The sequence below is a fragment of the Bacillus sp. FSL W7-1582 genome (genome assembly GCF_038593325.1).
In the GTDB taxonomy this organism is placed as follows: Bacteria; Bacillota; Bacilli; order Bacillales; family Bacillaceae; genus Bacillus; species Bacillus altitudinis.
The window spans coordinates 2,814,372-2,838,716 of record NZ_CP151987.1 but is presented as its reverse complement, the minus strand read 5'-3'; the positions used below and the strand labels follow the sequence as shown (position 1 = coordinate 2,838,716).

Annotated in this window: 27 protein-coding genes; 18 read left to right on the top strand and 9 right to left on the bottom strand. The window is 41.3% G+C overall.

All coding sequences use genetic code 11. The features are described from left to right. Window positions 1–17: 17 nt before the first annotated feature. Entirely contained in the window at window positions 18–1,919 is a 1,902-nt protein-coding gene (locus NSQ11_RS14735) for a transglycosylase domain-containing protein (RefSeq protein WP_342501142.1), read from the bottom strand. Between the two features lie 108 nt (window positions 1,920–2,027). Then, the gene (locus tag NSQ11_RS14730) at window positions 2,028–3,206 is read right to left on the bottom strand and encodes an MFS transporter (protein ID WP_220482436.1); all 1,179 of its coding nucleotides are present in this window, start codon (window positions 3,204–3,206) and stop codon (window positions 2,028–2,030) included. A 218-nt stretch (window positions 3,207–3,424) separates the two neighbouring features. On the opposite strand from NSQ11_RS14730, the gene kapD reads away from it, so the two are divergent. Further along, window positions 3,425–4,042, top strand: coding sequence for a 3'-5' exonuclease KapD (gene kapD / locus NSQ11_RS14725; protein WP_008345814.1), 618 nt, complete (start codon window positions 3,425–3,427; stop codon window positions 4,040–4,042). On the opposite strand, the gene NSQ11_RS14720 is transcribed toward kapD, so the two are convergent. Further along, window positions 4,039–4,431, bottom strand: coding sequence for a kinase-associated lipoprotein B (locus NSQ11_RS14720; RefSeq protein ID WP_017358956.1), 393 nt, complete (start codon window positions 4,429–4,431; stop codon window positions 4,039–4,041). The two genes, kapD and NSQ11_RS14720, sit on opposite strands and share 4 nt — an antisense overlap. A gap of 93 nt (window positions 4,432–4,524) precedes the next feature. On the opposite strand from NSQ11_RS14720, the gene NSQ11_RS14715 reads away from it, so the two are divergent. Then, window positions 4,525–4,701, top strand: a complete 177-nt coding sequence (locus tag NSQ11_RS14715) for a hypothetical protein (protein WP_008345810.1) — start codon at window positions 4,525–4,527, stop codon at window positions 4,699–4,701. On the opposite strand, the gene NSQ11_RS14710 is transcribed toward NSQ11_RS14715, so the two are convergent. Both NSQ11_RS14710 and NSQ11_RS14705 read right to left on the bottom strand, forming a co-directional pair. Beyond that, window positions 4,702–5,994, bottom strand: a complete 1,293-nt coding sequence (locus tag NSQ11_RS14710; RefSeq protein ID WP_024719721.1) for a HAMP domain-containing sensor histidine kinase — start codon at window positions 5,992–5,994, stop codon at window positions 4,702–4,704. It abuts the gene before it with no gap. A 133-nt stretch (window positions 5,995–6,127) separates the two neighbouring features. Beyond that, a complete protein-coding gene (locus tag NSQ11_RS14705) occupies window positions 6,128–7,303 on the bottom strand; it encodes a MalY/PatB family protein (protein ID WP_025207896.1) in 1,176 nt (391 codons plus the stop codon). Window positions 7,304–7,386: 83 nt separating this feature from the next. On the opposite strand from NSQ11_RS14705, the gene NSQ11_RS14700 reads away from it, so the two are divergent. Then, window positions 7,387–7,647 (top strand): DUF1871 family protein, encoded by a 261-nt coding sequence (locus NSQ11_RS14700; protein WP_025207895.1) that lies wholly within the window; start codon window positions 7,387–7,389, stop codon window positions 7,645–7,647. Here NSQ11_RS14700 and NSQ11_RS14695 read toward each other — a convergent pair. Beyond that, window positions 7,644–8,468 (bottom strand): alpha/beta hydrolase, encoded by an 825-nt coding sequence (locus tag NSQ11_RS14695; protein ID WP_017358960.1) that lies wholly within the window; start codon window positions 8,466–8,468, stop codon window positions 7,644–7,646. The genes NSQ11_RS14700 and NSQ11_RS14695 overlap by 4 nt on opposite strands. 178 nt (window positions 8,469–8,646) lie before the next feature. On the opposite strand from NSQ11_RS14695, the gene NSQ11_RS14690 reads away from it, so the two are divergent. From NSQ11_RS14690 to yugI, 3 genes are all read left to right on the top strand, one after another. Continuing rightward, window positions 8,647–9,147 (top strand): Lrp/AsnC family transcriptional regulator, encoded by a 501-nt coding sequence (locus tag NSQ11_RS14690; RefSeq protein WP_007500517.1) that lies wholly within the window; start codon window positions 8,647–8,649, stop codon window positions 9,145–9,147. After that, on the top strand, window positions 9,148–10,341 hold the full coding sequence (locus NSQ11_RS14685) for an aminotransferase (protein WP_035389238.1): 1,194 nt from the start codon (window positions 9,148–9,150) through the stop codon (window positions 10,339–10,341). A gap of 199 nt (window positions 10,342–10,540) precedes the next feature. Further along, window positions 10,541–10,933 carry a S1 domain-containing post-transcriptional regulator GSP13 gene (yugI, locus tag NSQ11_RS14680; protein WP_008345795.1) on the top strand — a complete coding sequence of 131 codons (393 nt, stop codon included), beginning with the start codon at window positions 10,541–10,543 and terminating at the stop codon, window positions 10,931–10,933. Window positions 10,934–10,999: 66 nt separating this feature from the next. On the opposite strand, the gene NSQ11_RS14675 is transcribed toward yugI, so the two are convergent. Beyond that, on the bottom strand, window positions 11,000–11,236 hold the full coding sequence (locus NSQ11_RS14675) for a DUF378 domain-containing protein (protein ID WP_008345792.1): 237 nt from the start codon (window positions 11,234–11,236) through the stop codon (window positions 11,000–11,002). 144 nt (window positions 11,237–11,380) lie between these two features. On the opposite strand from NSQ11_RS14675, the gene NSQ11_RS14670 reads away from it, so the two are divergent. From NSQ11_RS14670 to NSQ11_RS14650, 5 genes are all read left to right on the top strand, one after another. Further along, complete coding sequence (locus tag NSQ11_RS14670) at window positions 11,381–12,544, top strand: iron-containing alcohol dehydrogenase (protein WP_008345790.1); 1,164 nt, start codon at window positions 11,381–11,383, stop codon at window positions 12,542–12,544. Window positions 12,545–12,663: 119 nt separating this feature from the next. Further along, window positions 12,664–13,836, top strand: a complete 1,173-nt coding sequence (locus tag NSQ11_RS14665) for an iron-containing alcohol dehydrogenase (RefSeq protein WP_125589742.1) — start codon at window positions 12,664–12,666, stop codon at window positions 13,834–13,836. 126 nt (window positions 13,837–13,962) lie between these two features. Next, window positions 13,963–15,318, top strand: a complete 1,356-nt coding sequence (locus NSQ11_RS14660) for a glucose-6-phosphate isomerase (RefSeq protein ID WP_024719715.1) — start codon at window positions 13,963–13,965, stop codon at window positions 15,316–15,318. A gap of 115 nt (window positions 15,319–15,433) precedes the next feature. After that, window positions 15,434–15,652, top strand: a complete 219-nt coding sequence (locus NSQ11_RS14655) for a spore germination protein (protein WP_048003081.1) — start codon at window positions 15,434–15,436, stop codon at window positions 15,650–15,652. Between the two features lie 29 nt (window positions 15,653–15,681). Next, window positions 15,682–16,083 (top strand): YugN-like family protein, encoded by a 402-nt coding sequence (locus NSQ11_RS14650; RefSeq protein ID WP_008345780.1) that lies wholly within the window; start codon window positions 15,682–15,684, stop codon window positions 16,081–16,083. Here NSQ11_RS14650 and NSQ11_RS14645 read toward each other — a convergent pair. Then, complete coding sequence (locus tag NSQ11_RS14645) at window positions 16,080–17,066, bottom strand: potassium channel family protein (protein ID WP_025207891.1); 987 nt, start codon at window positions 17,064–17,066, stop codon at window positions 16,080–16,082. The two genes, NSQ11_RS14650 and NSQ11_RS14645, sit on opposite strands and share 4 nt — an antisense overlap. A 126-nt stretch (window positions 17,067–17,192) precedes the next feature. Between NSQ11_RS14645 and NSQ11_RS14640 the strand changes: the two genes are divergently transcribed. The 6 genes from NSQ11_RS14640 to NSQ11_RS14615 all read left to right on the top strand — a co-directional run bounded on the left by NSQ11_RS14640 (window position 17,193) and on the right by NSQ11_RS14615 (window position 21,371). Next, entirely contained in the window at window positions 17,193–17,417 is a 225-nt protein-coding gene (locus NSQ11_RS14640; RefSeq protein ID WP_008345775.1) for a hypothetical protein, read from the top strand. A gap of 81 nt (window positions 17,418–17,498) precedes the next feature. Beyond that, a complete protein-coding gene (locus NSQ11_RS14635) occupies window positions 17,499–18,173 on the top strand; it encodes a zinc metallopeptidase (protein ID WP_024719711.1) in 675 nt (224 codons plus the stop codon). 48 nt (window positions 18,174–18,221) lie between these two features. Beyond that, the gene (locus NSQ11_RS14630) at window positions 18,222–19,514 is read left to right on the top strand and encodes a hemolysin family protein (RefSeq protein WP_007500537.1); all 1,293 of its coding nucleotides are present in this window, start codon (window positions 18,222–18,224) and stop codon (window positions 19,512–19,514) included. A gap of 136 nt (window positions 19,515–19,650) precedes the next feature. Then, a complete protein-coding gene (locus NSQ11_RS14625; protein WP_025207889.1) occupies window positions 19,651–20,052 on the top strand; it encodes a secondary thiamine-phosphate synthase enzyme YjbQ in 402 nt (133 codons plus the stop codon). A 14-nt stretch (window positions 20,053–20,066) separates the two neighbouring features. Then, window positions 20,067–21,098 (top strand): nitronate monooxygenase, encoded by a 1,032-nt coding sequence (locus NSQ11_RS14620; RefSeq protein WP_050826556.1) that lies wholly within the window; start codon window positions 20,067–20,069, stop codon window positions 21,096–21,098. A gap of 24 nt (window positions 21,099–21,122) precedes the next feature. After that, complete coding sequence (locus NSQ11_RS14615; RefSeq protein ID WP_017358966.1) at window positions 21,123–21,371, top strand: hypothetical protein; 249 nt, start codon at window positions 21,123–21,125, stop codon at window positions 21,369–21,371. 21 nt (window positions 21,372–21,392) lie between these two features. Here NSQ11_RS14615 and NSQ11_RS14610 read toward each other — a convergent pair whose 3' ends face one another. Beyond that, window positions 21,393–22,133 (bottom strand): protein-glutamine gamma-glutamyltransferase, encoded by a 741-nt coding sequence (locus NSQ11_RS14610; protein WP_008345763.1) that lies wholly within the window; start codon window positions 22,131–22,133, stop codon window positions 21,393–21,395. Between the two features lie 156 nt (window positions 22,134–22,289). On the opposite strand from NSQ11_RS14610, the gene NSQ11_RS14605 reads away from it, so the two are divergent. Beyond that, window positions 22,290–24,281: a methyl-accepting chemotaxis protein gene (locus tag NSQ11_RS14605; RefSeq protein ID WP_008345759.1), complete on the top strand. Its 1,992-nt coding sequence runs from the start codon at window positions 22,290–22,292 to the stop codon at window positions 24,279–24,281. Window positions 24,282–24,345: the final 64 nt, after the last annotated feature.

Sequence of the window (24,345 nt, the reverse complement as noted above, 5' to 3'; positions counted from 1 at the left end):
GCAATCAAACCTCCTGTTTATCTAGCGTATTGCATAGTTTGTTTCCAAATACGTAAGTGCGGACTTGAACTATAAATAGATTCAACGGTTCCTCTATCTCTTCCTACCCATACACCCATTGTGTATTGATCTGTCAGGCCAACAAACCAAATGTCTTTGTAGTCATTGGATGTGCCTGTTTTTCCCCCAATGTAAGGAGAATTGAAATTCGCCTTTTTCCCTGTTCCACTTTTCACAACAGAGGCAAGCAGCTTGCGCATTGTTTCATTTGTACGCTGAGAATAGATTTGCTTCGGCGACTCTTTCCACTTGTAAAGGGTTTTGCCGTTTAAGTCTGTGACCTTTGTAATGGAGTGATTTCGCGTATAGGCACCTTGATTGCCAAACACGGTATATGCATCGGTTATTTCTAGCGGCGAGAAGCCTTTTGTAAATCCTCCAAGTGCAGAAGGGAGGCGGTAATCATCTGCGACAATATGTTCGAATGAGAACTTTTCTAAATAGCTGAAGCCTTTTTTGACACCGACTGTATCAAGCATACGAATCGCTGGTGTATTGTAAGAGTTCTTAAAGGCTGTTTCAAGTGTTACAGTTCCATACGTTTTATGATTATAGTTTTGCGGGCAATATCCGCTACTGCAAAACTTGCCGGCACTGATTTTACTTGATGCCGTGGCACCGGTTTGATCAATATAAGGGCCATAATCTAACAGCGGCTTAATTGCGGAACCTGGTTGTCTTTGCGCTTGATAGGCGTAGTTGAAATCAAACTTTTTATAATTCTTCCCGCCAGCAAGTGCGACGATTTGATGGGTTTGGTGGTTAATGACTGCTGAACCGCCTTCCACACCTTGATAAGGCAATTGTGCATTGAGCTGATAAACCGCTCTTTGTTGTAAGGAAGGGTCTAGTGCTGTATAAATCTTCACACCATCTTGAAGCAATGCACTGACCTTTTCTGATAATTCTTTTTGAATTGCCTTTTTTGCGCCAGCTGTTTTGGCTTTTTTCAATCGTTTTGTAAAGCCTTCCTGATCAGACACCAGATCGGTAAATTCTTCATTGGCGTAGGTCACATAGTCAGGGTAAAGATTTTTCTTTTCACTTAAGGACAAGCTGATTTTTTCTTTCACTGCTTTTTTGAATTGCTTCTTCGTAATGACACCATCTTTTTCTAAAATACCAAGCAGCCGTTCCTGGCGTTTCTTTGTATGTTTGAATTTTTTCAATGGGTCATACAGCGTAGGGTTGTTAGGAATCGCAGAAATAAATGCCATCTGTGCAAGTGTCAAAGAACTAAGCGGCTTATCAAAATAGTAATTAGCCGCAGAACCGACACCGTAAACCCCGTTACTGAAATAAATCGTATTTAAATAGCTTTCGAGTATTTCCTCTTTTGTGAATTTTCGCTCGAGCTCATAGGAATAGAGCAGTTCTGTAAACTTTCGGCTGAATGAACGTTCATGACTTAAATATAAATTACGGGATAACTGTTGTGTGATGGTGCTAGCGCCTTGGCTAATGCCATGGTTTTTCACATTTGCGGCAAGGGCACGAATCACGCCCATAAAGTCAATGCCTTTATGGTCATAAAAGTTGCGGTCCTCTGATCGGAGGAACAGCTCCTTGACGGAATCAGGAATTTTATCGTACTTCACGAAAACACGGTTCTCATCGTTTGATACGATCTCAGAGATAAGAGAACCATCTCGATCATACATATAACTGTTTTGGGAAAAGTCTACCTTTTCCAGCTTGATTTTTTGATCAAGCACTTCGTTAACAGGTTTTACACTTGCGGCTTCTTCCTTTGATAGATAAAAAGTCAGAACAAATAATGGAATGAGGGCAACAAGTAATAACCATCCAATGATTGCACGAAACATGAGGTCACTCACTTTCTTCGGATTTCTAGCCATATCGTACCATTCTTTTGCGATTACGAGAAGGTTATTTTTAGAAAAGAATAGACGTGAAGTCTAGTAAACAAGGCATTTAGACAGAAGAAAAGAGTATCTGATAATGGATCAGACACTCCTCTCTTTTGTCTTTGATTGTGAGCGGACCGCCCATAAAAATAATGCCCCGAAAAGGAAAATGCCGGCGGTGACATAAAAGACAGCTGGAATTCCGTAATGACTCGCCACAATACCGCCTATGACGGGTCCGACGACATTTCCAAGAAAGCGGAAGCTGACATTGTAACCAAGCACTTCCCCTTGCATAGAGGCAGGCGCTTTGATGCGAATATAGGCCGTCGTACAAGGAATGATGCCGCCTAGTGCCATCCCGTATAAGAAACGGAAGATCACTAACATCCCGTAGGAATCTGCCATCGCTTGCGGGATGAATAAAATGGAGGAGAGGATGAGAAGGGCAAGCAGCACCTTATCGTGACCAATTCGATCTCCAAGGTCTCCCCATTTCCGTGTAAACAGCAAATTGCCAAGCCCCGTTGCAGAAAACGCCAGTCCTGCATAAAAGGCAAGGTTGACGGGGCCGTGTAAATCATGAATGTACAAGGCTAAAAGCGGCTGAATACTAAAGTTCCCGACTTGCGTAATAAATGTGAGTAGCATGGTGACGACAAGTAAAGGCTGTTTGAAAATATGGACAAGGACGTCCTTCCGTGAGTAAGATACCCGTTTTGCTTCTTTTGAACGGATCGGCTGTTCTTTCACACCGAAGATAATGACAATCGCTGACACATATATGACAGCAGCTGTTAAGAAAAATGTATAAATGAATCCGACACTGTCTGCCATAAATCCACCCATTAACGGACCGAATAACCCTCCGGCGACATTACTCATCTGCATCGTACCAAGGGTCTTACCGGCTGTTGCCTTTTCGGTCTGTGCAGAAATCAGTGCCATCGAAGTCGAAATAAAGCCTGTCACAAGTCCCATGAAAAGCCTTAACGCAAATAGTTGATAAACGGTTTGAACAAGCCCCATTAATAAAATGCTTGTTGCAATCCCAATGCCATTAATGAGCAAAATCTTTTTATAGCCATGCCGGTCACCAATCCGTCCCCAAATTGGAGAAATGAGAAAGGCTGTTAAAAATGTAACCCCAAAGACATAGCCGCTCCATCTTTGAACAAATTCATTCGAATAACTGCTATCAAGAGACTCTATGTAAAGTGATAAAAAAGGGACGATCATTGTAATGCTGGCAGATACAAAAAAGTTCACAAACCACATGATGTACAAGTTTTTCTTCCTGTTTGTGATAAAGACCACCTTCTTTATTTATTTCGTGTTCCTTAATAATTATAAAGGAAAATAAACGATCTTTCATCTGATGAATAGGTTGGGCATAGTGAATCTGCATTATTTTCACGAAAATGAAGTGATTTCAAAGTCCGTCTTAATATAATAGTAGCAGGATGGAAAACAGACGAGAAAGTGGGGTGAGACTGATGGAACAGAAGACGCTGCTTGTGGTCGATTTTGAATTTACGATGCCTGATGGGAAATATCATCCACAAAATTTTTTCCCAGAAATCATTGAAGCCGGTGTCGTTAAAGCATCAAATGAAACGATCATAGACACATTCTCAAGCTATGTCAAACCGAAAAAGTTCCCAAAGCTGACAAAGCGCTGTAAATCGTTCCTTGGCATTACGCAGCAGGATGTAGAAAGCGGGATTTCTTTTGAGGCGTTTATCGAGAAGCTCGTGTCACTCGATGGGGGAGAAGACTGTGAGATTATCACATGGGGAAATATGGACATGAAGGTACTGAAGCAAAACTGTATGCTCAATCATATTGGTTTTCCTTTTAAGGGGAATCAAAGGGATCTGGCTTTTGAATATAAAACCTTTTTTGGGGATAGAACACTCACAGGACTTCGGAAAGCAGCTAAGGAGTACGGCAGTGAAGGAGCTGGTAAGCATCATAAAGCACTCGATGATGCCATGACCACTTATCAGCTGTTCACCCTTTTTGAAAAAGATCGATCCTATGTGGAAAATCCGCAAACAACCAAAATTGGTGAACTTATTGACTTCTCTCACTTTTTTGATTCGGCAGATTAGCGGGCGTCTTCTGGAAAATAATCTTTTTCAAGAGAAGAGAGGCACGCTCTTGATTTTTCAGCCCACTTGGAATCATCCGCACTGAGCCCTTTTTTCAATTTGTCTACGGCGTCTTTCAGTGATACTTGATAATCAGGTATGTCGCCATCATAAGGCTTGACCATATGATGAGGGATGTTCGTCTGTTCCCTAAAGGCCAAAGCCCGTCTTTCCTGAAAAAAAGGTACGTCCGCTTCTTTTGGATGATGCAGGTCACCTTGAGTGGGGTGTGTTAAAACCGCTTTTACTTGAACGAGATAAGTAGATGGTTTAACGGCTGTCACTTCCCCAATGTAAACACCTGTTTTGTAAAAACCTTTCACGATTTGTCCAATCTGAATGTCTGTCATATGAAATTCCTCCATTTCCTTCGCATAAGAAGGTATTTCCTTTCTTTTAGCCAATATAGTGAAGTAAACGAGCAAAAGGGGGAAGAGCGGAACATGTCGTTCATCATATTCTTTCTACTGTATTTTCCTGAAGATAAAAGGGAGTATATCCCTGCGGCAATCACGACGGTGCTTTTCTTTGCTGCTGCATTTATTTGCTTTCGTCTGATCGTTCGTGCTTCTAAGAAGCAGGAGCAGATCGATGAAAAAAGGACAAAAAAAATGGATTGATCATTTTCTTCTTGTATCTTCAGGAAACTTCACGGTGACTGTTGTACCAGACTGCAATGAGCTTTTGAAACGAATCGTTCCATGATGATTTTCAATGATGGAAAATGTCACTGTCAACCCAAGCCCTGTTCCTTTATTTTTCAATGTGTAATAGGGTTCACCAAGCTTTTTCATTTGGCTTTCTGACATGCCTACACCGTTATCAACGAAATAAAGGCAGATTCGATGATTTTCTTTAGAAGCAAACAGTTCGATTTTACCTTCGTGTTCGGGTGCTGCTTCGATTGCATTTTTGATTAAATTAATCATGACTTGTTTGATTTTCGTTTCATCACCTTGGATGTATAAGTCTGGTTCAATCGATTGATGAATCGTGACCGACTTAAAATTCGCATAGGATGTCATCAGCGACGCACACTCTTCAAGTAATTTAGATAAATTGAGAGACTCAATTTGATAATAATTTTGTTTCGCAATATCAAGATAGCTCGTAATAATATCCTGAGCACGGTCAAGTTCAGATAAAACGAGATTTTTATAATCTTTATTGGTTGACGGCTCTTTCGTATTGTCACTTGAAAAGAGCAGTTGGATAAATCCTCTCACCACCGTCAGTGGATTGCGGACTTCATGGGCGACACTTGCTGCCAGTTCACTCACAATCGTCAGTTTCTCTGATTGGACAAGCTGTGTTCTCATTTGCGCATTCTCTTTCACAAACTCAATGGAATAAATACTCAGCACAAGAAAGAATATGTAGTAAAGAGTTGAGAAAAATAATTCAAGTAGCTTTTGCTGCATAATGAATGCAGGGCTGTACTCAATTAAGCTGACCACAAGCAGTCCAATGTAAATAAACATCCCTTTTGATAACGCAATCATGACTCCGTATAACAGCTTTCTCTGCTTAGAATATTGGCGCCATTTCCGGTAAAGCAAGAAAGGAATGAAAAAGTAAATCGGTACAACAATCAATCCAACCCATAAAAAAGAGCCATACATCACGAATTTTACGGTTGAACTAACCAAGATAGCGACGATTCCGGCGGTATATCCCCCGTATAAAATAGCCAGTACAAGGGGAATCGATTGAAGCCCAGTCTGCAAATCTAAAATCGAACCAACTGGATACATAATACATAGTGCTGATGAAATGGATGCAAATATGGTGATGAGCAGTTTATTCGTTTTAGGGAAATGAGCAGGGGTCCGGCTTAGCCATAGTGCATGATATAAAAAGATTGGAAATAGAATAAAAGATACATGGAGCAGAAAATCCTTGAACATTTCCATTTAAATGCTCTCCTCGTAAATAATTGTAATTCCTCTCATTATATCATTTCATGTACAAAGTAGATATGATAATAGGAGGGTTTTTTTCTTTAAAAAGAACACCCGTTAGGATGTTCTTTTGATAGAAATGGTTTTATTCGGATGATTGAGTGAATGCTTGGTGAAGGCGCTTCAGACCTTCTTTCACTGTTCCGGCAGGACAGCCTAGATTCATTCGAATAAAGCCGTCTCCTTCGTGCCCATATACGTTTCCGAGCTCTAGTATGACCTTGCCTTTTTTCAGCAGATTACGTTTCAATTCTGCTTGAGTGAGCTCATAATCACGAATATCCAGCCACAATAGATAAGAAGCATCTGGTTTCATATAACGCATGCTCGGCAGATAATCATCAATATAATCCATTGCGATCTTCATGTTATTTTCGAGATAAAGAACAAGTGAATCAAGCCACTCATCTCCGTGGCGATAGGCCGCCTCCATGGCAGGAATCGCAAAGGCATTCAGTTTAGACAATCCATTTCTTTGCACTTCATTGGTGAAAAGAGTTCTTTTTTCTTCATCAGAAATGATAATGGCAGATGCCTGAAGACCAGCTAAATTAAATGTTTTACTCGGTGCAATACACGTTACCGTGATGTTAGCTATCTCATCAGAAAGGCTGGCAAAAGGCACATGCGGCTGCCCGTAAAGCATCAGATCGGAATGAATTTCATCTGACACGACGGTGACACCGTACTGTACACATAAATCTCCTACACGCTTTAATTCCTCTTTTGACCAAGCTCTCCCTGAAGGATTATGCGGATGACAAAGAAACATCAGCTTTGCTTCTGGCCTGCTTAATTTCTTCTCTAAATCATCAAAATCCATCATGTAACGGTTGTTTTCTATTTTTAAAGGGTTGGTTGAGACGATACGTCCGTTTCTTTCAATCATTTGATAGAAGGGCGTATACACCGGTGACTGAATGACCACTTCATCATTCGGAGCTGTAAAGGCTTGTACCGCAAAACTAAGTGCTGTCACGATACCTGGTGTGAAGGTGACGGCATCTGTTTGTATCGTCCAACCGTGTCTTCTTTTGACCCAGTCAGCTACTGCTTGCTGCGTATCCTGATCCTGAAATGCATAGCCGAATACGCCGTGATCTAATCGTTCTTTTAAAGCATCAAGCACGACTTGGGGCGCTTTAAAATCCATATCTGCTACCCACATTGGCAGCGCATCTGTTGTCAGGAATAAAGACTCTGCTTGATCCCATTTGACTGATTTTGAACCTTTACGTATGATCTGTTCGTCGAAATTCATGAAACCCACCTCTAGCCGTTTTTCAACCATTCTTGGTTGTGCTAAAATAAACATCACAAAATTTATTATAAGCGGTGATCCCCATGAAAGATAGTCAAGCTGTAGAAGAGATGATTCAAATCATTAAGGCATGGGACCCTTTTCAGTATGGAGAGGACTTTTACGAAACGGAGCCTGCTGACGTCATCAGTGCCTTATACGACGCAGAAGACCCGTTATCTTTCGCGAAAGACATTCAAGCCATTTACCATCACTCATTTGATCAGCTTCTTCCGATGGAAAGCTGCCAGCATATCGCAAATCAGCTTTTTATCATAAGAGAAAGTAGCTCCTGCTCGTTTTAAGACAGGCTGAAATGACCAATTTGATCAGACACAAAGACCGGATTTTCCTCAGGGATGAGGTGCCCGGTTTTTTTTAATGCGTGAAAGGTTGAATGCGGCAGATCTTTGTGCAGTCTTTCGCCAATTTGAATAGGAACGATCCGGTCTTCCTCCCCCCAAATCAGCAGGACAGGTGTCTCCATTTTCTTTAAGACATCTGACGCTAAATCGCCTTCCCTATGCCGAATCAAACGAAAAATACCTCTGAAAATTTGGTCATCTGAAAAAGGCTTTAAATATCCGTCTACCATCTCTTGATCAATAATCGAATGATCATGCACAACAGCGGTTAAATTTTTCATAATACCTTGCTTGAACAACTTTCTTTTTAAATAGAGATAAAAATAAGGAATATATGTGCTGTAAACAAGCGACTTTTTGGACTTATTCATATACCCTGAACTGCATAAAAGAACAGCTTTTTCAAATAGGTCGGGACGCTCAGAGGCAGCATATAAAGCAATTTGTCCCCCCATGGAATGCCCCACGAGGATCGCATGCTGAATCTGCAAATAACCAGCTAGTTCAATGATGATTTTTGCCATGTTGCGATAGCTGTAAATGAACGTATTCGATTTTTCGGACTGCCCGAATGGAGGCAGATCAATCGCAATTAAATTGAAGTCTTGTTTCAGAAGCGGGATGAGCTTTCGATAGCTGAAGGTAGATGAGAAAAGGCCGTGAATCAAAATCAATGTCTTCTTACCTTCATTTGGATAGTGTTCGTAATAGATATCTAAACCGAATTTACTTTTCATATAGGATGGCTGTACAATGTCCACACTCATCAACTCCGATATTTGATACTCACTCTCTGTTAGGTGACTGTATTGTACCCTAAAAAGTGGATTTTAAGCTACGATTAGAATCTTTTCCCTGCTTAGCATAATGGGAAAAACGTGCTATAATGTTCAGAAGATTTTTTAAAACTAGCTTTTTACAATCAGAGGTGTGAAATCAATGAAACTAACCGAAAAAGAAACTGAAATATTAGAGATTTTAGATGAAAACAGCCGCGCCGATTTAAATACAATTGCAAAAATGGCAGGTGTGACATCAGAAGAAGCAGAAGCCATTATTCAAAAGCTGGAAGATCAAAAAGTCATTATTGATTATTCGACCATGATTGACTGGCGAAAAGTAGACGGACACGAAGGCGTTACAGCGATGATTGATGTGAAAGTGACCCCAAAAAGAGGCGTCGGTTTTGATGAAATTGCTGAACGCATTTACAGGTTCCAAGAAGTGGAGTCCGTGTATTTAATGTCAGGCGTGTATGATTTATCTGTTGTGATCAGAGGAAGATCCATGTCTGATATCGCCCGCTTCGTATCTGAAAAATTATCGACACTTGATTCTGTTGTTTCAACCACTACCCACTTTATTTTGAAAAGATATAAGCATGATGGGAAAGTCTTTGAAACAGGGGACGATGACAAAAGAATCGTGGTGTCTCCTTAAATGAAAAAGTCTTATTTATCTGAAACGGTACAAAGCATTCAGCCGTCAGGTATTCGGAAATTCTTTGATTTGGCAGCCACAATGGAAGGGGTTATCTCCCTCGGGGTCGGCGAACCGGATTTCGTGACAGCTTGGAATGTGAGAGAAGCCAGTATTATGTCTTTAGAGCAAGGACTGACCTCTTATACAGCAAATGCTGGGCTGCTCTCTTTGCGAAAAGAATTGAGTCATTATTTATATAAGCGGTTTCACATTGAGTACAGTCCTGAAGAAGAACTCATTATTACCGTTGGCGGTAGCCAGGCGCTTGATTTGGCCTTTCGCGCCATTTTAAACAACGGGGACGAAGTAATCATCCCAGAGCCTTGTTTCGTCGCATATGGGGCTCTTACGACACTTGCGGGCGGTGTACCGGTTTATTTAAGTACATCGGCTGAAAAAGATTTTAAAGCCGATTCTGCTGATCTTCGTACGAAGCTGACGCCGAAAACAAAAGCCATCTTGCTATGCTCTCCATCAAACCCAACAGGGTCTGTTTACTCGAAAGAAGAGCTTGAAGATATTGCTCAGTTTGCAAAGGAGCATGATCTTTTAATCATTACAGATGAGATTTATGCAGAGCTGACGTACGATGAAGCTTTTACGAGTGTGGCGGCAATTCAAGATATGAAGGAAAGAACGATTTTGATTTCAGGTTTTTCAAAAGGATTCGCTATGACAGGCTGGCGCTTAGGCTATGTGGCAGCACCGCCAGTCCTCCGTGATGCCATGCTGAAAATACATCAATATTCTATGATGTGTGCACCGGCTATGGCACAATATGCCGCAGAAGAAGCATTAAAAAATGGACTTGAAGATGTGGAGAAAATGAAGAAAAGCTACAGAAGACGCCGTAATTTGTTTGTCGGCTCTCTCAATGAACTTGGACTCACTTGCCATCAGCCAAACGGAGCGTTTTACGCTTTCCCGTCCATTAAAAGCACAGGCATGACTTCAGAACAATTTGCCGAGGAGCTGCTGCTTAGCGAGAAAGTAGCAGTTGTCCCTGGAAATGTATTCGGCCCAAGTGGTGAAGGGCATATTCGTTGTTCATATGCGTCATCACTCGATCACTTGCAGGAATCACTTTCAAGAATCCAGCGTTTTTTGCAGAATAGACAAGTGCAAGAAGAGGCACCTGCTATCTTAAAATAAAAAAAAGGCATCAATCCAACTGGACTCATGCCTCTCAAATTAGGGGGGAATACTAGAAAGCATTCTTGTTTTCAGGTATTCCCCCTTTTGAACGGATCTAAACCCAATTAAAAAATATTTTGCGTAAAAGAGCGTTCTGTGATATAGTTTTTAATTGCGTATAAACGAATATTAAAACATTTATTTAGGAGTTGTTATCATGGCGACAAAGTTTGAAGTAGGCAGTGTTTACACTGGTAAAGTAACAGGATTACAAGCGTATGGTGCGTTTGTTGCATTAGATGAAGAAACTCAAGGACTTGTGCACATTTCTGAAGTGACACACGGTTTTGTAAAAGACATCAACGAGCACCTTTCAATTGGTGACGAAGTACAAGTGAAAGTTCTTTCTGTTGATGAAAATGCTGGTAAAATCAGCCTTTCTATCCGTGCAACGCAAGAAGCACCTGAAAGAAAAGAAAGCAAACCAAAGAAACAAAGACCACAGCAAGTGAAAGAAGAAGCTGCTGCACCACAAGGTTTCAATACACTAAAAGATAAACTTGAAGAGTGGATTGAGCAATCTAACCGTAAAGACCTTATCAAGAAATAAAAAAAGCACCGCTTCAAACGGTGCCTTAGGCTGCCTCATAGGCAGTCTTTTTTTATGTCTTTTTCATTAGCGGACCTCTGGATTTGGCTCGTCACGGCGGACAGCTTCTTCACTAGGTTTGAACAACAGACCAAGATTGACAAGACCTGCAATTCCAACAAGACCATAAATAATACGTGATAATGCAGCACCTTGACCGCCAAAGATCGCTGCTACTAAGTCAAATTGAAAAAAGCCGATTAGTCCCCAGTTAATAGCACCGATAATCGTGAGCACGAGGGCAATACGCTGAATAGCACTCATCGTGATTCCTCCTTTCGCTACAGTATCAATACATTTATATTTTGCAGATTTTTAGCCAAACTATGCGTAAGAAAATGGATGAAAGCAAATTACTTTACTTTTGGAATGAAAGAGGCGCATAATGTAGCGCGAGGAGGAGATCACATGGATCGATTTACTTATTGGAACCCAACGAAATTAATCTTTGGAAAGGGAGAAGTATCAGCCCTTTCAGATGAACTAAAACACTACGGAAAAAACGTATTGCTTGTATATGGTGGAGGCAGCATTAAACGAAATGGCCTTTATGACCAAGTTGTCAGCATCTTAAAAGAATCAGGAGCTACAATCACTGAGCTTGCTGGTGTTGAGCCAAACCCGCGCTTAACAACGGTTAGAAAAGGGGTTGAGCTTTGCAAAGAGAACCAAATTGATTTTATTTTGGCAGTCGGCGGCGGTAGCGTCATTGACGCAACCAAAGCGATCGCAGCTGGTGCGAAATACGATGGAGATGCTTGGGATATCGTCACTCGTAAGCATGTCCCAATGGAAGCCATCCCATTTGGTACAGTATTAACACTTGCCGCGACAGGTTCTGAAATGAACTCTGGCTCCGTCATCACAAACTGGGAAACAAATGAGAAATACGGATGGGGCAGTCCAGCTGTCTTCCCTAAATTCTCTATTCTTGACCCAGTCAATACATTTACTGTGCCAAAAAACCACACGATTTATGGCATGGTTGACATGATGTCTCACGTGTTTGAACAATATTTCCATCACACGGAGAATACACCTTACCAAGATCGTATGTGTGAAGGACTTCTTCGTACGGTCATTGAAACAGCACCGAAGCTGATCAATGATTTGGAAAACTATGAGCTTCGTGAAACGATTTTATTCACAGGCACTATTGCACTGAATGGAATGCTTTCAATGGGTGCACGCGGAGACTGGGCATCTCACAATATTGAGCATGCGGTATCTGCGGTGTATGACATCCCTCATGCAGGCGGACTTGCGATCTTGTTCCCGAACTGGATGAAGCATGTCATTCAAGAAAACCCAGGTCGCTTCAAGCAATTAGCAGTGCGTGTATTCGATGTAGACCCTGCGGGCAAAACAGACGAAGAAGTTGGCTTAGAAGGAATCGAAAAACTTTCTGCTTTCTGGACAAGTCTAGGCGCACCAAACCGTTTAGCTGACTATGACATCAACGATGAGAAAATTGATCTGATTGCAGACCGTGCAATGGCACGTGGTGAATTTGGCCAATTTAAAAAGCTGAATAAAGAAGATGTTCTAGCTATTTTAAACGCTTCTTTATAATCGAACATGGAAAAGATAGCTGCTTTTAAGCAGTTATCTTTTTTGAGTTCTGCATGTACATATGTTACAGTAGTCTTTCATGTTTTTGGATATAAATGTTTTAAGGAGATGTAGAACAGATGGAGAACTTTATTTACTATAATCCAACGAAATTGATGTTTGGAAAAGGACAACTAGACGGACTAAAAAGCGAACTCGCTCGTTATGGAAAACGAGTGCTTCTTGTATATGGTGGAGGCAGTATTAAGAAAAATGGTCTTTATGATAAAGTAATCAGCGCTTTAAATGAAGCAGAGGCTGACGTATTTGAACTGTCAGGAGTTGAACCGAACCCTCGTCTCACTACAGTGCAAAAAGGGATCGACATTTGCCAAAATGAGAACATTGATTTCTTATTAGCAGTTGGTGGTGGAAGTGTCATCGACTGTACAAAAGCCATTGCAGCTGGAGCTGAATATGACGGAAATGTTTGGGATATTATTTCAAAGAAAACGACCGCTCAAAAAGCACTGCCATTTGGCACAGTATTGACACTTGCAGCGACAGGCTCAGAAATGAACCCGGATTCTGTGATCACGAACTGGGAAACAAATGAAAAGTATGTGTGGGGCAGTTCAGTCACGCACCCTGCTTTTTCAATTTTAGATCCTGAGCACACATATTCTGTGCCAGAGAATCAAACGGTGTATGGCATGGTTGATATGATGAGCCATGTATTTGAACAATACTTCCATAATGTCAAAAACACGCCTCTACAAGATCGGATGTGTTTTGCTGTTCTTCAAACAGTCATCGAGACAGCGCCAAAGCTACTTGAAGACTTACAAAACTATGAGCACCGTGAAACCATCCTTTATGCAGGAACAATTGCTTTAAATGGCACGCTGCAAATGGGCTATTTTGGCGACTGGGCATCACATACGATTGAGCATGCCGTATCAGCAGTCTATGACATTCCGCATGCAGGTGGACTTGCGATCCTCTTCCCAAACTGGATGCGTCATACACTTGATCATAATGTCGAACGTTTTAAAAACCTCATGTTGAACATGTTTGACATTGAGACAGAAGGAAAATCGGATCGTGACATTGCATTAGAAGGAATCGACAAGCTGTCAGCCTTCTGGACAAGCCTAGGTGCACCGAGCCGTTTAGCGGATTATGATATTGGTGAAGATCAACTGGACAAAATTGCTGATATCGCAGCAAAAGAAATGGAATATGGCGGTTTTGGTAACTTTATGAAACTAAACCGTGATGACATTTTAGCGATTTTAAAAGCTTCTTTATAATTTGGATGGCCGCTTCTCTTTATGAGGAGCGGCTTTTTGCTGCATCAATGACGATCACTTGATTTCAATAGCTAGTTCCGCTAAAGTGAAAGGGACAGAACTAACGTAATGGAGGGCTTACAAGCGATGACACATATTCAATTTGACTACTCGAAAGCGTTACCTTTCTTTCAAGAACATGAGCTTACATATTTAAAAGATTTTGTGAAGGTGGCCCATCATAATATTCATGAACAAACGGGTACTGGCAGTGATTATTTAGGTTGGGTTGACTTACCGAAGCAATATGATCGCGAAGAATTTGCCCGCATTAAAAAAAGTGCAGAAAAGATTAAATCTGATTCTGATGTATTACTCGTTGTTGGAATTGGTGGTTCTTATCTTGGCGCACGTGCGGCCATTGAGTTTTTAAACCATTCTTTCTATAATAGTTTGCCAAAAGGCAAACGCAAAACACCGCAAATCATCTTTATTGGAAACAACATCAGTTCTTCTTATTTAACAGATGTAATGGATCTGCTAGAAGATGCCGATTTCTCCATTAATGTGATTTCAAAATCTGGTACAACAACAGAGCCAGCCATTGCGTTCCGTATCTTTAAAAAGCTCCTTATCGAAAAATATGGTGCTGAAGAAGCGAAAAAACGCATCTATGCGACAACTGACAAGGCACGCGGGGCACTCAAAACATTAGCAACTGAAGAAGGCTATGAATCATTTATCATCCCTGATGACGTCGGCGGACGCTATTCCGTCTTAACAGCAGTTGGTCTATTGCCAATCGCTGTAAGCGGTGCAGACATTGATCAAATGATGGAAGGTGCTGCGAAAGCAAGTGAAGACTTCGCTTCATCTGAGCTCTCAGAAAATGCGGCTTATCAATATGCGGTTGTCCGTAATGTTCTTTACAATAAAGGACGGACAATTGAAATGCTGATTAACTATGAGCCAGGATTACAATACTTTGCAGAATGGTGGAAGCAGTTATTCGGCGAAAGTGAAGGGAAAGATGAAAAAGGAATCTATCCTTCATCTGCCAACTTCTCAACGGATCTTCATTCACTTGGACAATATGTACAAGAAGGAAGAAGAGACTTGTTTGAAACTATCGTGAATGTAGATAAGCCACGACATGAACTTGTCATCGAAGCAGAAGAACAAGACCTTGATGGGTTAAACTATCTTGCAGGAAAAACGGTTGATTTCGTCAATAAAAAAGCATTTGAAGGCACAATGCTTGCTCATACTGATGGAAAAGTACCGAACCTGATTGTGACGATTCCTGAAATGGATGCTTATACATTCGGATATCTCGTGTACTTCTTCGAAAAAGCATGTGCGATGTCTGGGTATTTACTAGGCGTCAATCCATTCGACCAACCTGGAGTAGAAGCGTATAAAGTGAACATGTTTGCTTTATTAGGAAAACCGGGCTTCGAAGAGAAAAAGGCAGAACTTGAGAGCCGTCTCAAACAATCATAAGAATAAAAGGCACATCTTTGCATAAGATGTGCCTTTTTTTATGTTCTCATGGTGTCAGTGCAAGCCTCCCTAAGCTTTGTACATAGAATAATCAATGGAGGAGGTTGATGAAGCGATGAGAACAAATCATATTTATATCCATGACATTTCCGGGCAGGCCATCGTTAATTTTGGGAATGTTGGGCGGATTTGTCCAATGAGAGCTACGAAAGAAACATCAGGAGCGGGCAGTGCGAACGAAACAAATGCATCATCCAGCCAGGCCTTATTTGATGCTGCTTTTACAAACAATGTGCAAATCACGAAAGGCAAATGTATGAATTCCTCTCTTTAACGAACCCTATACAAAAAGGAGGGTTCTGTATGATTCATGTACCATCTAGGCTAACTGGTGAAAGCTTTTCACTGTACCATTTAGAAGAAAACATGAAGCCGCTCGGATATGTCATTAATGGGAATTGGGATTATGATCATGGATATTTTGATTATAAAATTGACAACCGTGACGGCTATACCTTTCTCAGAGTTCCGTTTACAGCCGAGAAAGGACAGCTGGATCAGCCAGGCGTTGTGGTGAAAATGGGACATCCATTTCTCTTAAAGCATGTCTATCAAGATAAATTAGATGACCATGCGATGGTTGGAAATGTAGGGGCATCTTTTAACCAATTCCAAGAACCAAAAGAGAAAGACGGAGATGTGTCAAAGGCTTATGCCGAAATTGGCTTTTCACTCGTCAAAGAATTAGAAGATGCACTGCTTTAAAAGCTGATCAGCTCATCCTCTGGATGAAGCTCATATCCAAAAGGAGGATTCATCATGGGTCCTTCTTTTTTTTGTACGCCTACAATGATGACATGGTGCTCTAGAAAGTGATGAAGTGCCGTTAAGAATGTCTCTCCAGCTAATGAAGCCGGTACTGGAATGATGGTGATCTGTTTATGGAGGGTCATGTTTCTTTTGATTTTTAACGCCATGAGCTGTTCTTTTAAAAGAAAATGCTCCACCATTAAATGATTCACGGCATCAGAAGTGTGGATGACTTGATTGGCTCCAGCCCGCTCAGCATTTTTCACATAGCGATCGGTTAAAATTTCAATTAAACAATATAACGAAGGATTTAATCCTTTTGCCGCAAGCAAGGTTAAGACACTCTGCATATCAGCCGTCACTTCATTTTCATGCTGGTCGGCGGTAATCATCAATGTATCAGCACTCATAATATTTGCTCTGCGAAGTGTGGCATCCTCTGTACCATGGCCTTTAATAAAATGAACATTCTCTAAAAGAGGTCCTTCCTTTAAGGAATCATCAATGAGTACAATCGGCATGGCGGGATCAATGGTTTGAAACGATTGAAGCAGTTTGTTCGTTTTCTCATTCCAGCCGACAATGATGAGATGTCCCTTCCCCTTGAAAGCCACCTTCCCCTCTACATAATGGTGCTGTTTGCTAAATACAGCGGCAGCAAGCGTGGCAAAATAAGCCGTTACAAAGCTTGCCCCGATCAGAATCAGCGCCATACCTGCGATTTGTCCGGGCATGGTTTGCGGCACAAAATCACCATAGCCTACCGTCGCGACTGTAATGAGAGCCCACCAGATCCCATCAAAGATCGTATGATACTGCTTTGGTTCAAGTATGACGATTAATTGTCCAAAAAAGAGAAGCAAGAAACAGATGATGATCGCAATGCGAACATAAAGAGGCCATCTTAGCCAGGCAATGAAGATACGGTTTGATTTCATCGAACTCGTCCTTTCAGGGAAACTGCTAATGTCAGTATGCCCGATTAGGAAACAATTTTTCATCATCGTCATGTATTGAAACAGAACCCATATCTTAAAATAAGAGAGAAGAAGGAGGGAATGCGAATGTCGTTTGTTCAAAAGACCGTACTTCTTTTTATCGGCGCACACTTTTTATCATCTGCGGTGATTTTACTCGTGTTTGATTTAAATGCGGTGAACCATTTCATGAATGATTTCTCGTGGCTTCGTTTTTTTCAAGACCTATATGGAACGGTGACATTTTATACAGCATGCATCGGAATGTTCTTCTTTTTCATTGGTGTAGTGATTCCCCTTAAAAAGACCTAGTGCTTTTTGCTGTACACGTTACATAAAAGTCATTAAAATTGTAAATAAATATATAAAATAAAAAGGAAGCTGATGAGCATGCTGTTTTTTTATTTTTTAACATTTGCCGCATTGGGATTGTCTTTTTGGGCACAATTTAAAGTAAAGAATAATTTTGAAAAGTATTCAAAGGTTGAAGCTGCCAGTATGAAAACAGGTGCTGAAACCGCTCGATATATTTTAGATCGCAACGGGTTATACGACGTACCCGTTGAACCGGTAAGAGGAACTTTGACTGATCATTACGACCCGACGCAGCGTGTGGTTCGTTTATCTGAACCAGTGTATTATGGCCATTCCATTTCGGCCATTTCAGTCGCATCACACGAGGTTGGACATGCCTTGCAGCATCAGGAATCCTATGGTGCGCTTGTCTTGAGACATAAGATCTTCCCTGTCGTGAACTTTGCATCTGGTGTTGCCCCGCTTCTTTTCCTAGGTGGATTATTGCTCGGCAGCCTTAACTTAATCGGGCTTGGGATCGTTTTGTTCTCAGCTGCTGTGTTCTTTCAGCTAGTGACATTGCCTGTTGAGTTTAACGCAAGTTCTCGTGCAAAGAATATCATTGTTTCAGAAGGAATCATTAGAAGCAGTGAAGAAAGAGGCGTGAACAAGGTGTTAAATGCCGCAGCTCTTACGTACGTAGCAGCGGCCCTTGTCTCCCTGTTTGAATTGCTCCGTTTTGTAATGATCTTCCTAAATGGCCGTAATGATTAATTGACGCCAGAGGAGGTGAGCCCTTACCCGTGTTAGGTAAGGGTTTTTTTGTATATTTTAAACGTATTTTTAGTCCTATTACTCATTGCTGCGACAGCATTTTTTGTTGTCACTGAATTTGCGATTGTGAAAATTAGAGGCTCAAAAATCAATCAGCTGATTGAAAGCGGTGATAAGAGAGCCATTCATGTTCAGAAACTGACAACCAACCTTGATGAATATTTATCTGCCTGTCAGCTTGGCATTACCATCACGGCATTAGGCTTAGGGTGGTTAGGGGAGCCGACAGTGGAACATTTCCTGCATCCGCTTTTTGAAAAGGCAGGCCTTCATTCCGCTTTGACAGACATCATATCGTTTATCATTGCCTTTGTGATCATTACGTTTTTGCATGTTGTCGTTGGGGAACTTGCTCCCAAAACGATTGCCATTCAAAAGGCAGAAGCCGTCAGTCTTGTGACGGCAAAACCTCTTATTTTTTTCTATAAAGTCATGTACCCGTTTATTAAAGCATTAAATGGGGCTGCACGAGGCATTGTGAAATTATTTGGTTTTCATTCTGTCAAAGAACATGAAGTGGCGATCAGTGAGGAAGAATTGCGTCTTATCCTGTCTGAAAGCTACGAAAAGGGCGAGATCAACCAATCTGAATACAAATATGTCAATAAAATATTTGAATTTGATAACCGAGTGGCGAGAGAGATCATGATCCCGCGCACAGAAATCTCTGCCATTGAAATTGAACAGAGCCTGGAAGACGTGACGCATTATATGCTGAACGAAAGGTATACACGTTATCCTGTCATTAAAGAAGACAAAGATCATGTCATTGGTGTGATCAATAGCAAAGACGTATTTAAAGCAAGTTTTCTCAATCAAGAGGTGTCCATTGAAGACTTAATGCGCCCTGTTATTCGAGTCATTGAAAGTACACCGGTTCAAGAACTGCTGATTTTGATGCAAAAGGAACGGATTCATATGTCGGTGCTTGTAGATGAATACGGCGGAACAGCAGGTCTCGTCACAGTTGAAGACATATTAGAAGAAATTGTGGGGGAGATTCGGGACGAATATGATCAAGATGAAACCCCACATATTGTGAAAAAAGGTGACTTTCATTATGTGATGGATGGGAAAGCCTTGATCGATGAAGTAAATGATTTATTGGATTTAGCGATTGAAAATGATGATGTTGATACAATTGCAGGGTGGATGATGACGCATAAAATTGATTTTGACATTGGAGATATCATTGAAGCAGAAGGCTGTGAATTTAAAATTGTCGATGCAGAAGATCATCATATTCGAACCATAGAAGTAAAAAAGGTTCACTTTTCCTAAAAACCTCGGAGCTATTGACGAGGTTTTTTTGCTTGGTAAACTTTAGGTAAGAAGATTTGTTTCTGCCAACCGGCAGTGATTGATTTCACATAAAAAGGGTATGGTTTTATAGAGATGATCAAAAGGAGCCAGTGAAATGAAAAAAATCAACGTACAAACAGACAAACACGATGACATGATAGACATTACCCATGAAGTTCAGCAATATGTCCGGGAAACTGGAATTCAAAACGGAACGGTTATGGTCTATTGTCCACATACGACGGCTGGAATCACCATTAATGAAAATGCCGACCCAGACGTCAAACGAGATATGCTGCGCCGGCTTGACGAAGTCTTTCCGTGGGAACATTCAAAAGATCGTCATATGGAAGGCAATACAGCAGCGCATATGAAAGCTAGTTATATGGGAGCATCTCAGCACGTTCTTGTCCATCATGGTGATCTTGTGCTTGGAACGTGGCAGGGAATCTATTTTTGTGAGTTTGACGGACCGAGACATCGTCACTTTTATGTCCAGGTGTCATCTAACGAGTAAGGGCGGGGGAGAAGATGGGAGAATTCACAGCGTTACTTCAAATTGAACATGGCATCATTCAAGCACCAATGGCAGGAGGAGCGGTGACGCCGCAGCTTGTCGCCGCTGTTTCACAATATGGCGGTCTCGGTAGCTTAGCAAGTGGTTATGTACAGCCAGAAAAGATGAGGCAGCAAATCAGACAGGTCAAACAGCTGACATCTCGTCCATTTCAAGTGAATGTGTTTGTCCCTGAACCCATTTCAGAAACGAAAACAGAAGATGTATCATTTTGGACAGACCGGCTGCCTGTCATACAAGAAGCACAGATGATCCCTAGAGAAGAAGAATTATGGAAGGACTATGAACAAAAAATCAACATTCTTCAAGAAGAAGAAGTCCCAGCTGTGTCGTTTACATTTGCCTGTCCAAATGAACAAACAATTCATCATCTGAAACAAAAGGGGATCTTTCTCATTGGAACAGCTACAACAAAAAAAGAAGCACTGCTTTTAGAAGAAAAAGGAATGGATGCCATTGTTCTTCAAGGAAGCGAAGCAGGAGGGCACCGAGGCACCTTCTTACCTTCAAAGGGAGATGCTCTGCAGGGACTTTTCTGCCTGATCAGTGATGTCAAGTCTGTCTGTCATATCCCATTGATCGCCGCTGGAGGGATCACAGACCGGACCACTATGAAAGCAGCACTAGCACTTGGAGCGGATGCGGTTCAAATAGGGACACGATTTTTAGCGAGTCAAGAAAGTGCTGCGGCAGATGTGTACAAAAAGGCGCTGTTACAGGCAGAAGGCAGTGAAACAGCGATGACACGGCTTTTCTCTGGAAAAAAAGCCAGAGGCATTGTCAATCAGTGGATGGAGGAAGAAAGACGAAATGAAGACCGGGTTCTCCCCTATCCCATACAGCATGTATGGACAACACCGATGCGAAAAGCGGCAGCTGCTGCAGGAAACCGAGAACAAATGGCTCTTTGGGCAGGTCAGGGGGTTGGCCGCATTCTCTCGATTTTAACCGTTGAAGAGATCATGCATGAACTCACGCAGAAATAATTTGATAATGGGTGGTGTGACAGGATGGAAATCTTAAAACATTCATATCGGAAAAAAGGACAAATTGAATTTCTATTTGATGATTTTCCGCACTCCCCTGCCGTCCTTACCCCCATTCGTCATTACTATTTCGTTCGTTATGTCAAATGGAATCAGCACGACCCTCCAGTCACAAGAAACGATCTAGAAGAAATGGAAATCCTAGCAAACACAATGCTTGGCACGCTCCATGATTACCGCAAACGCAAGGCATACAAAGGCCCCTTGTCATAACCTATAGACAAGAGGCCCTTTTTAGCTACCAAACATTTGCCTGAGATAAATAACATCCATCCTAGTAGTCTGCGGCAGTAAATAAGCGGACTGAACAGCCCCTGGCCGTCTTCTGGCATTTAATTTATCGATAATCTCTGCAGCTGTTAAGATCCCAAGCCCATGCCCATAATATTGATCTTCCCCTAAGTAAATCACATTTTCTCCGCGCCATTGAGACTGTTGATAGCTAAACTCTGGATTCTCGAAATATAGGCAATCCCCATAAATAAAATCATTTCCGCGCTCTGTATAAATGGATAATGTATCATAGTGCCAGTCATACAGCGTTAAACTTCTAAGTCTTCGATTGAACTTCTCGTCTCCTACCGTTTGCAGGACTCCCATATAAAACACAATGACAATCGCTGTGGCACATTCAAAGGCATATTTTGAGCCATTTTCAAAGATGTCTTTAATCCCCGTAGATGGCTCGACTTGATAGCGCAGTTCTAACGCTCCGGCCTCTGATACACGCCAATAGGCGTCATTCGCACGGGACCTTTGAAAGATAGCAAATGAGGCACCGCTCTTGTTCAAATCTCTTGCCGCATTCATGATATTCGATCGTAAAGTCACCTCAAATAACAAATCAGATGCCTGCCTATAACGGAACGTATCATTTGAGGCTTGTAATTGCATCAAAATGATCCGCTTTTGTCCTTCTAGCTGAAACGATGCCAGCTGCTCATTTGTCACTGGCTGTCCTGAAAGGATAATCATATGAAAAGCGCCCCCTTTTGTATTAGCGTATGCGGGATGCTTGGGCAAGGAATCAATTTGTGAAAATAAACAAAAAGGCATCCTTTTTATTTGAAAAACATGAAAATAATATGAAGCTGTCCGATATAAAACATAACGTTTAAAAGGAGGAAAAACATGAAAAGTATCATAAAATGGTTGAAAAAACCATCGATTTCTAAAAGGCTGATTATTTCATTCACACTTGTTCTCGTCTTGCCTATCATTACACTCAGTACGATTTCATATCAGATTGCCAAAGAAGAATTAGATCATGAAATCATGTACGGAGCCAACGCAAGAGTCAATGAGCTGAATGACATGATCGAGCAAAAGCTCTTGAATAAGGAGAACGCAGTCAAACTGTTTACCGAAACATCCAGTGCTGCAGACTTTAAAAAGAAAAACCAGGACGAACTGTATGAGCATTTTGAGATATACAGTAAAATCAATGAAGATGATGTAGTTGGATTTTATGCAGCAAGTAAAAATCGTGATTTTATTCAGTTCCCTAAAGTGGACATGCCAAAAGGCTATGATCCAACAACTCGTGATTGGTATAAAGCGGCGATGCAGGACGAAAAAGGCGAACCTGTGGTCACCAATCCATACATCTCTGCCACAACAAACGGCATGGTTGTCACAATCGCTCAGCGTCTGAAGGACGGGTCGGGAGCCATTGGGATTGATATTGATGTTCAAGATATCGTCGATAAAATCAAAGATATTAAAATTGGACGAGAAGGATATCCAATTATTGCAAATAAAAACAAACAGATTGTAGCTCACCCAGAAGAAAAATCAGGCTCTGCAGTTACAGAAAATATTTCATCAATCCTTTACAGCGGCAAAGAAGGAACATCAACTTATGAGAATAAAGGAGAGCAAAAACGCCTCGTTTTTGTGACAAATGATTTAACAGGTTGGAAAATTGCTGGAACGATGTTTGTATCAGAAACAGAAGAAGCAGCACAGCCAGTTTGGAATTCTGCCATTATTCTTTTAATTTCTTCTTTTATCCTTGGCGGTATCGCTATCTTCTTTATCGTTCGCTCCATCACAATTGGACTTAGAAGGCTTGTTGATTTCTCAGAAAAGGTGAGTGAAGGGGATCTAACGGAAACCCTCGAAACCAAATCGAAGGATGAAATAGGAGACCTCACAAGAAGCTTTAGTAAGATGAGTGAATCTTTGCGTGAAGTTATTCGAGCGGTCCAGCAATCTGTCGACAATGTGGCTTCAGCTTCAGAAGAGCTGACTGCTAGTGCCAGCCAAACAAGTCAGGCGACAGAGCATATCACCATGTCGATTGAACAATTCTCAAATGGGAATGAAGCACAAAATGAGAAAGTCGAATCTAGCACGAATCAGCTTGTCGCAATGAATGAAGGATTACAAGGTATGTCACAAACTTCATCAGAAGTGACTGCTGTCTCCATTCAATCGACAGAAGCGGCTGGACAAGGCGGACGTATCGTTGAAAGCACAGCGAATCAAATGAAACATATCGACACATCTGTACAAGAAGCAGAACAAGTCATGAAAGAATTAGAATACAAGTCTAAAGATATTACGAGCATTTTAAATGTCATTAATGGCATCGCAGATCAAACGAATTTACTTGCACTCAATGCAGCCATTGAAGCAGCAAGAGCAGGTGAATCAGGGCGCGGCTTCTCTGTCGTAGCAGAGGAAGTCAGAAAACTAGCGGTCCAATCCGCAGATTCAGCGAAAGAAATTGAAAAGCTGATCCAAGAAATTGTGTTGGAAATTTCCAAATCTCAAGAGATGTTCAAAGCTGTTAACCGAGAAGTAAATGCAGGACTTGGGATGACAGAAGAAGCAAAAGAAAGCTTCCAAAACATCTATGAGGCGGCAGAAGGTATGTCGAAAAAGCTCACTCAATTAAATGATACAGCGGTTGACCTATCAAGCGGATCAAAACTTGTGTCACAAGCTATGCAGGAGATGCGTCAAGTTTCAAGAGAAAGTGCGGCGAACATTCAAGATATTGCGGCATCTGCTGAAGAACAATTGGCATCTATGGAAGAAATTTCGTCCTCTTCTGTCACACTTGCCAATATGGCTGAGGAACTAAAAGAGCTGACAAGTCAATTTAAAATTGATTAAAAAACGATGAAAAAATATCCAGAATTGTCTGGGTATTTTTTTTATTTTTAAACGTCATTTCCAG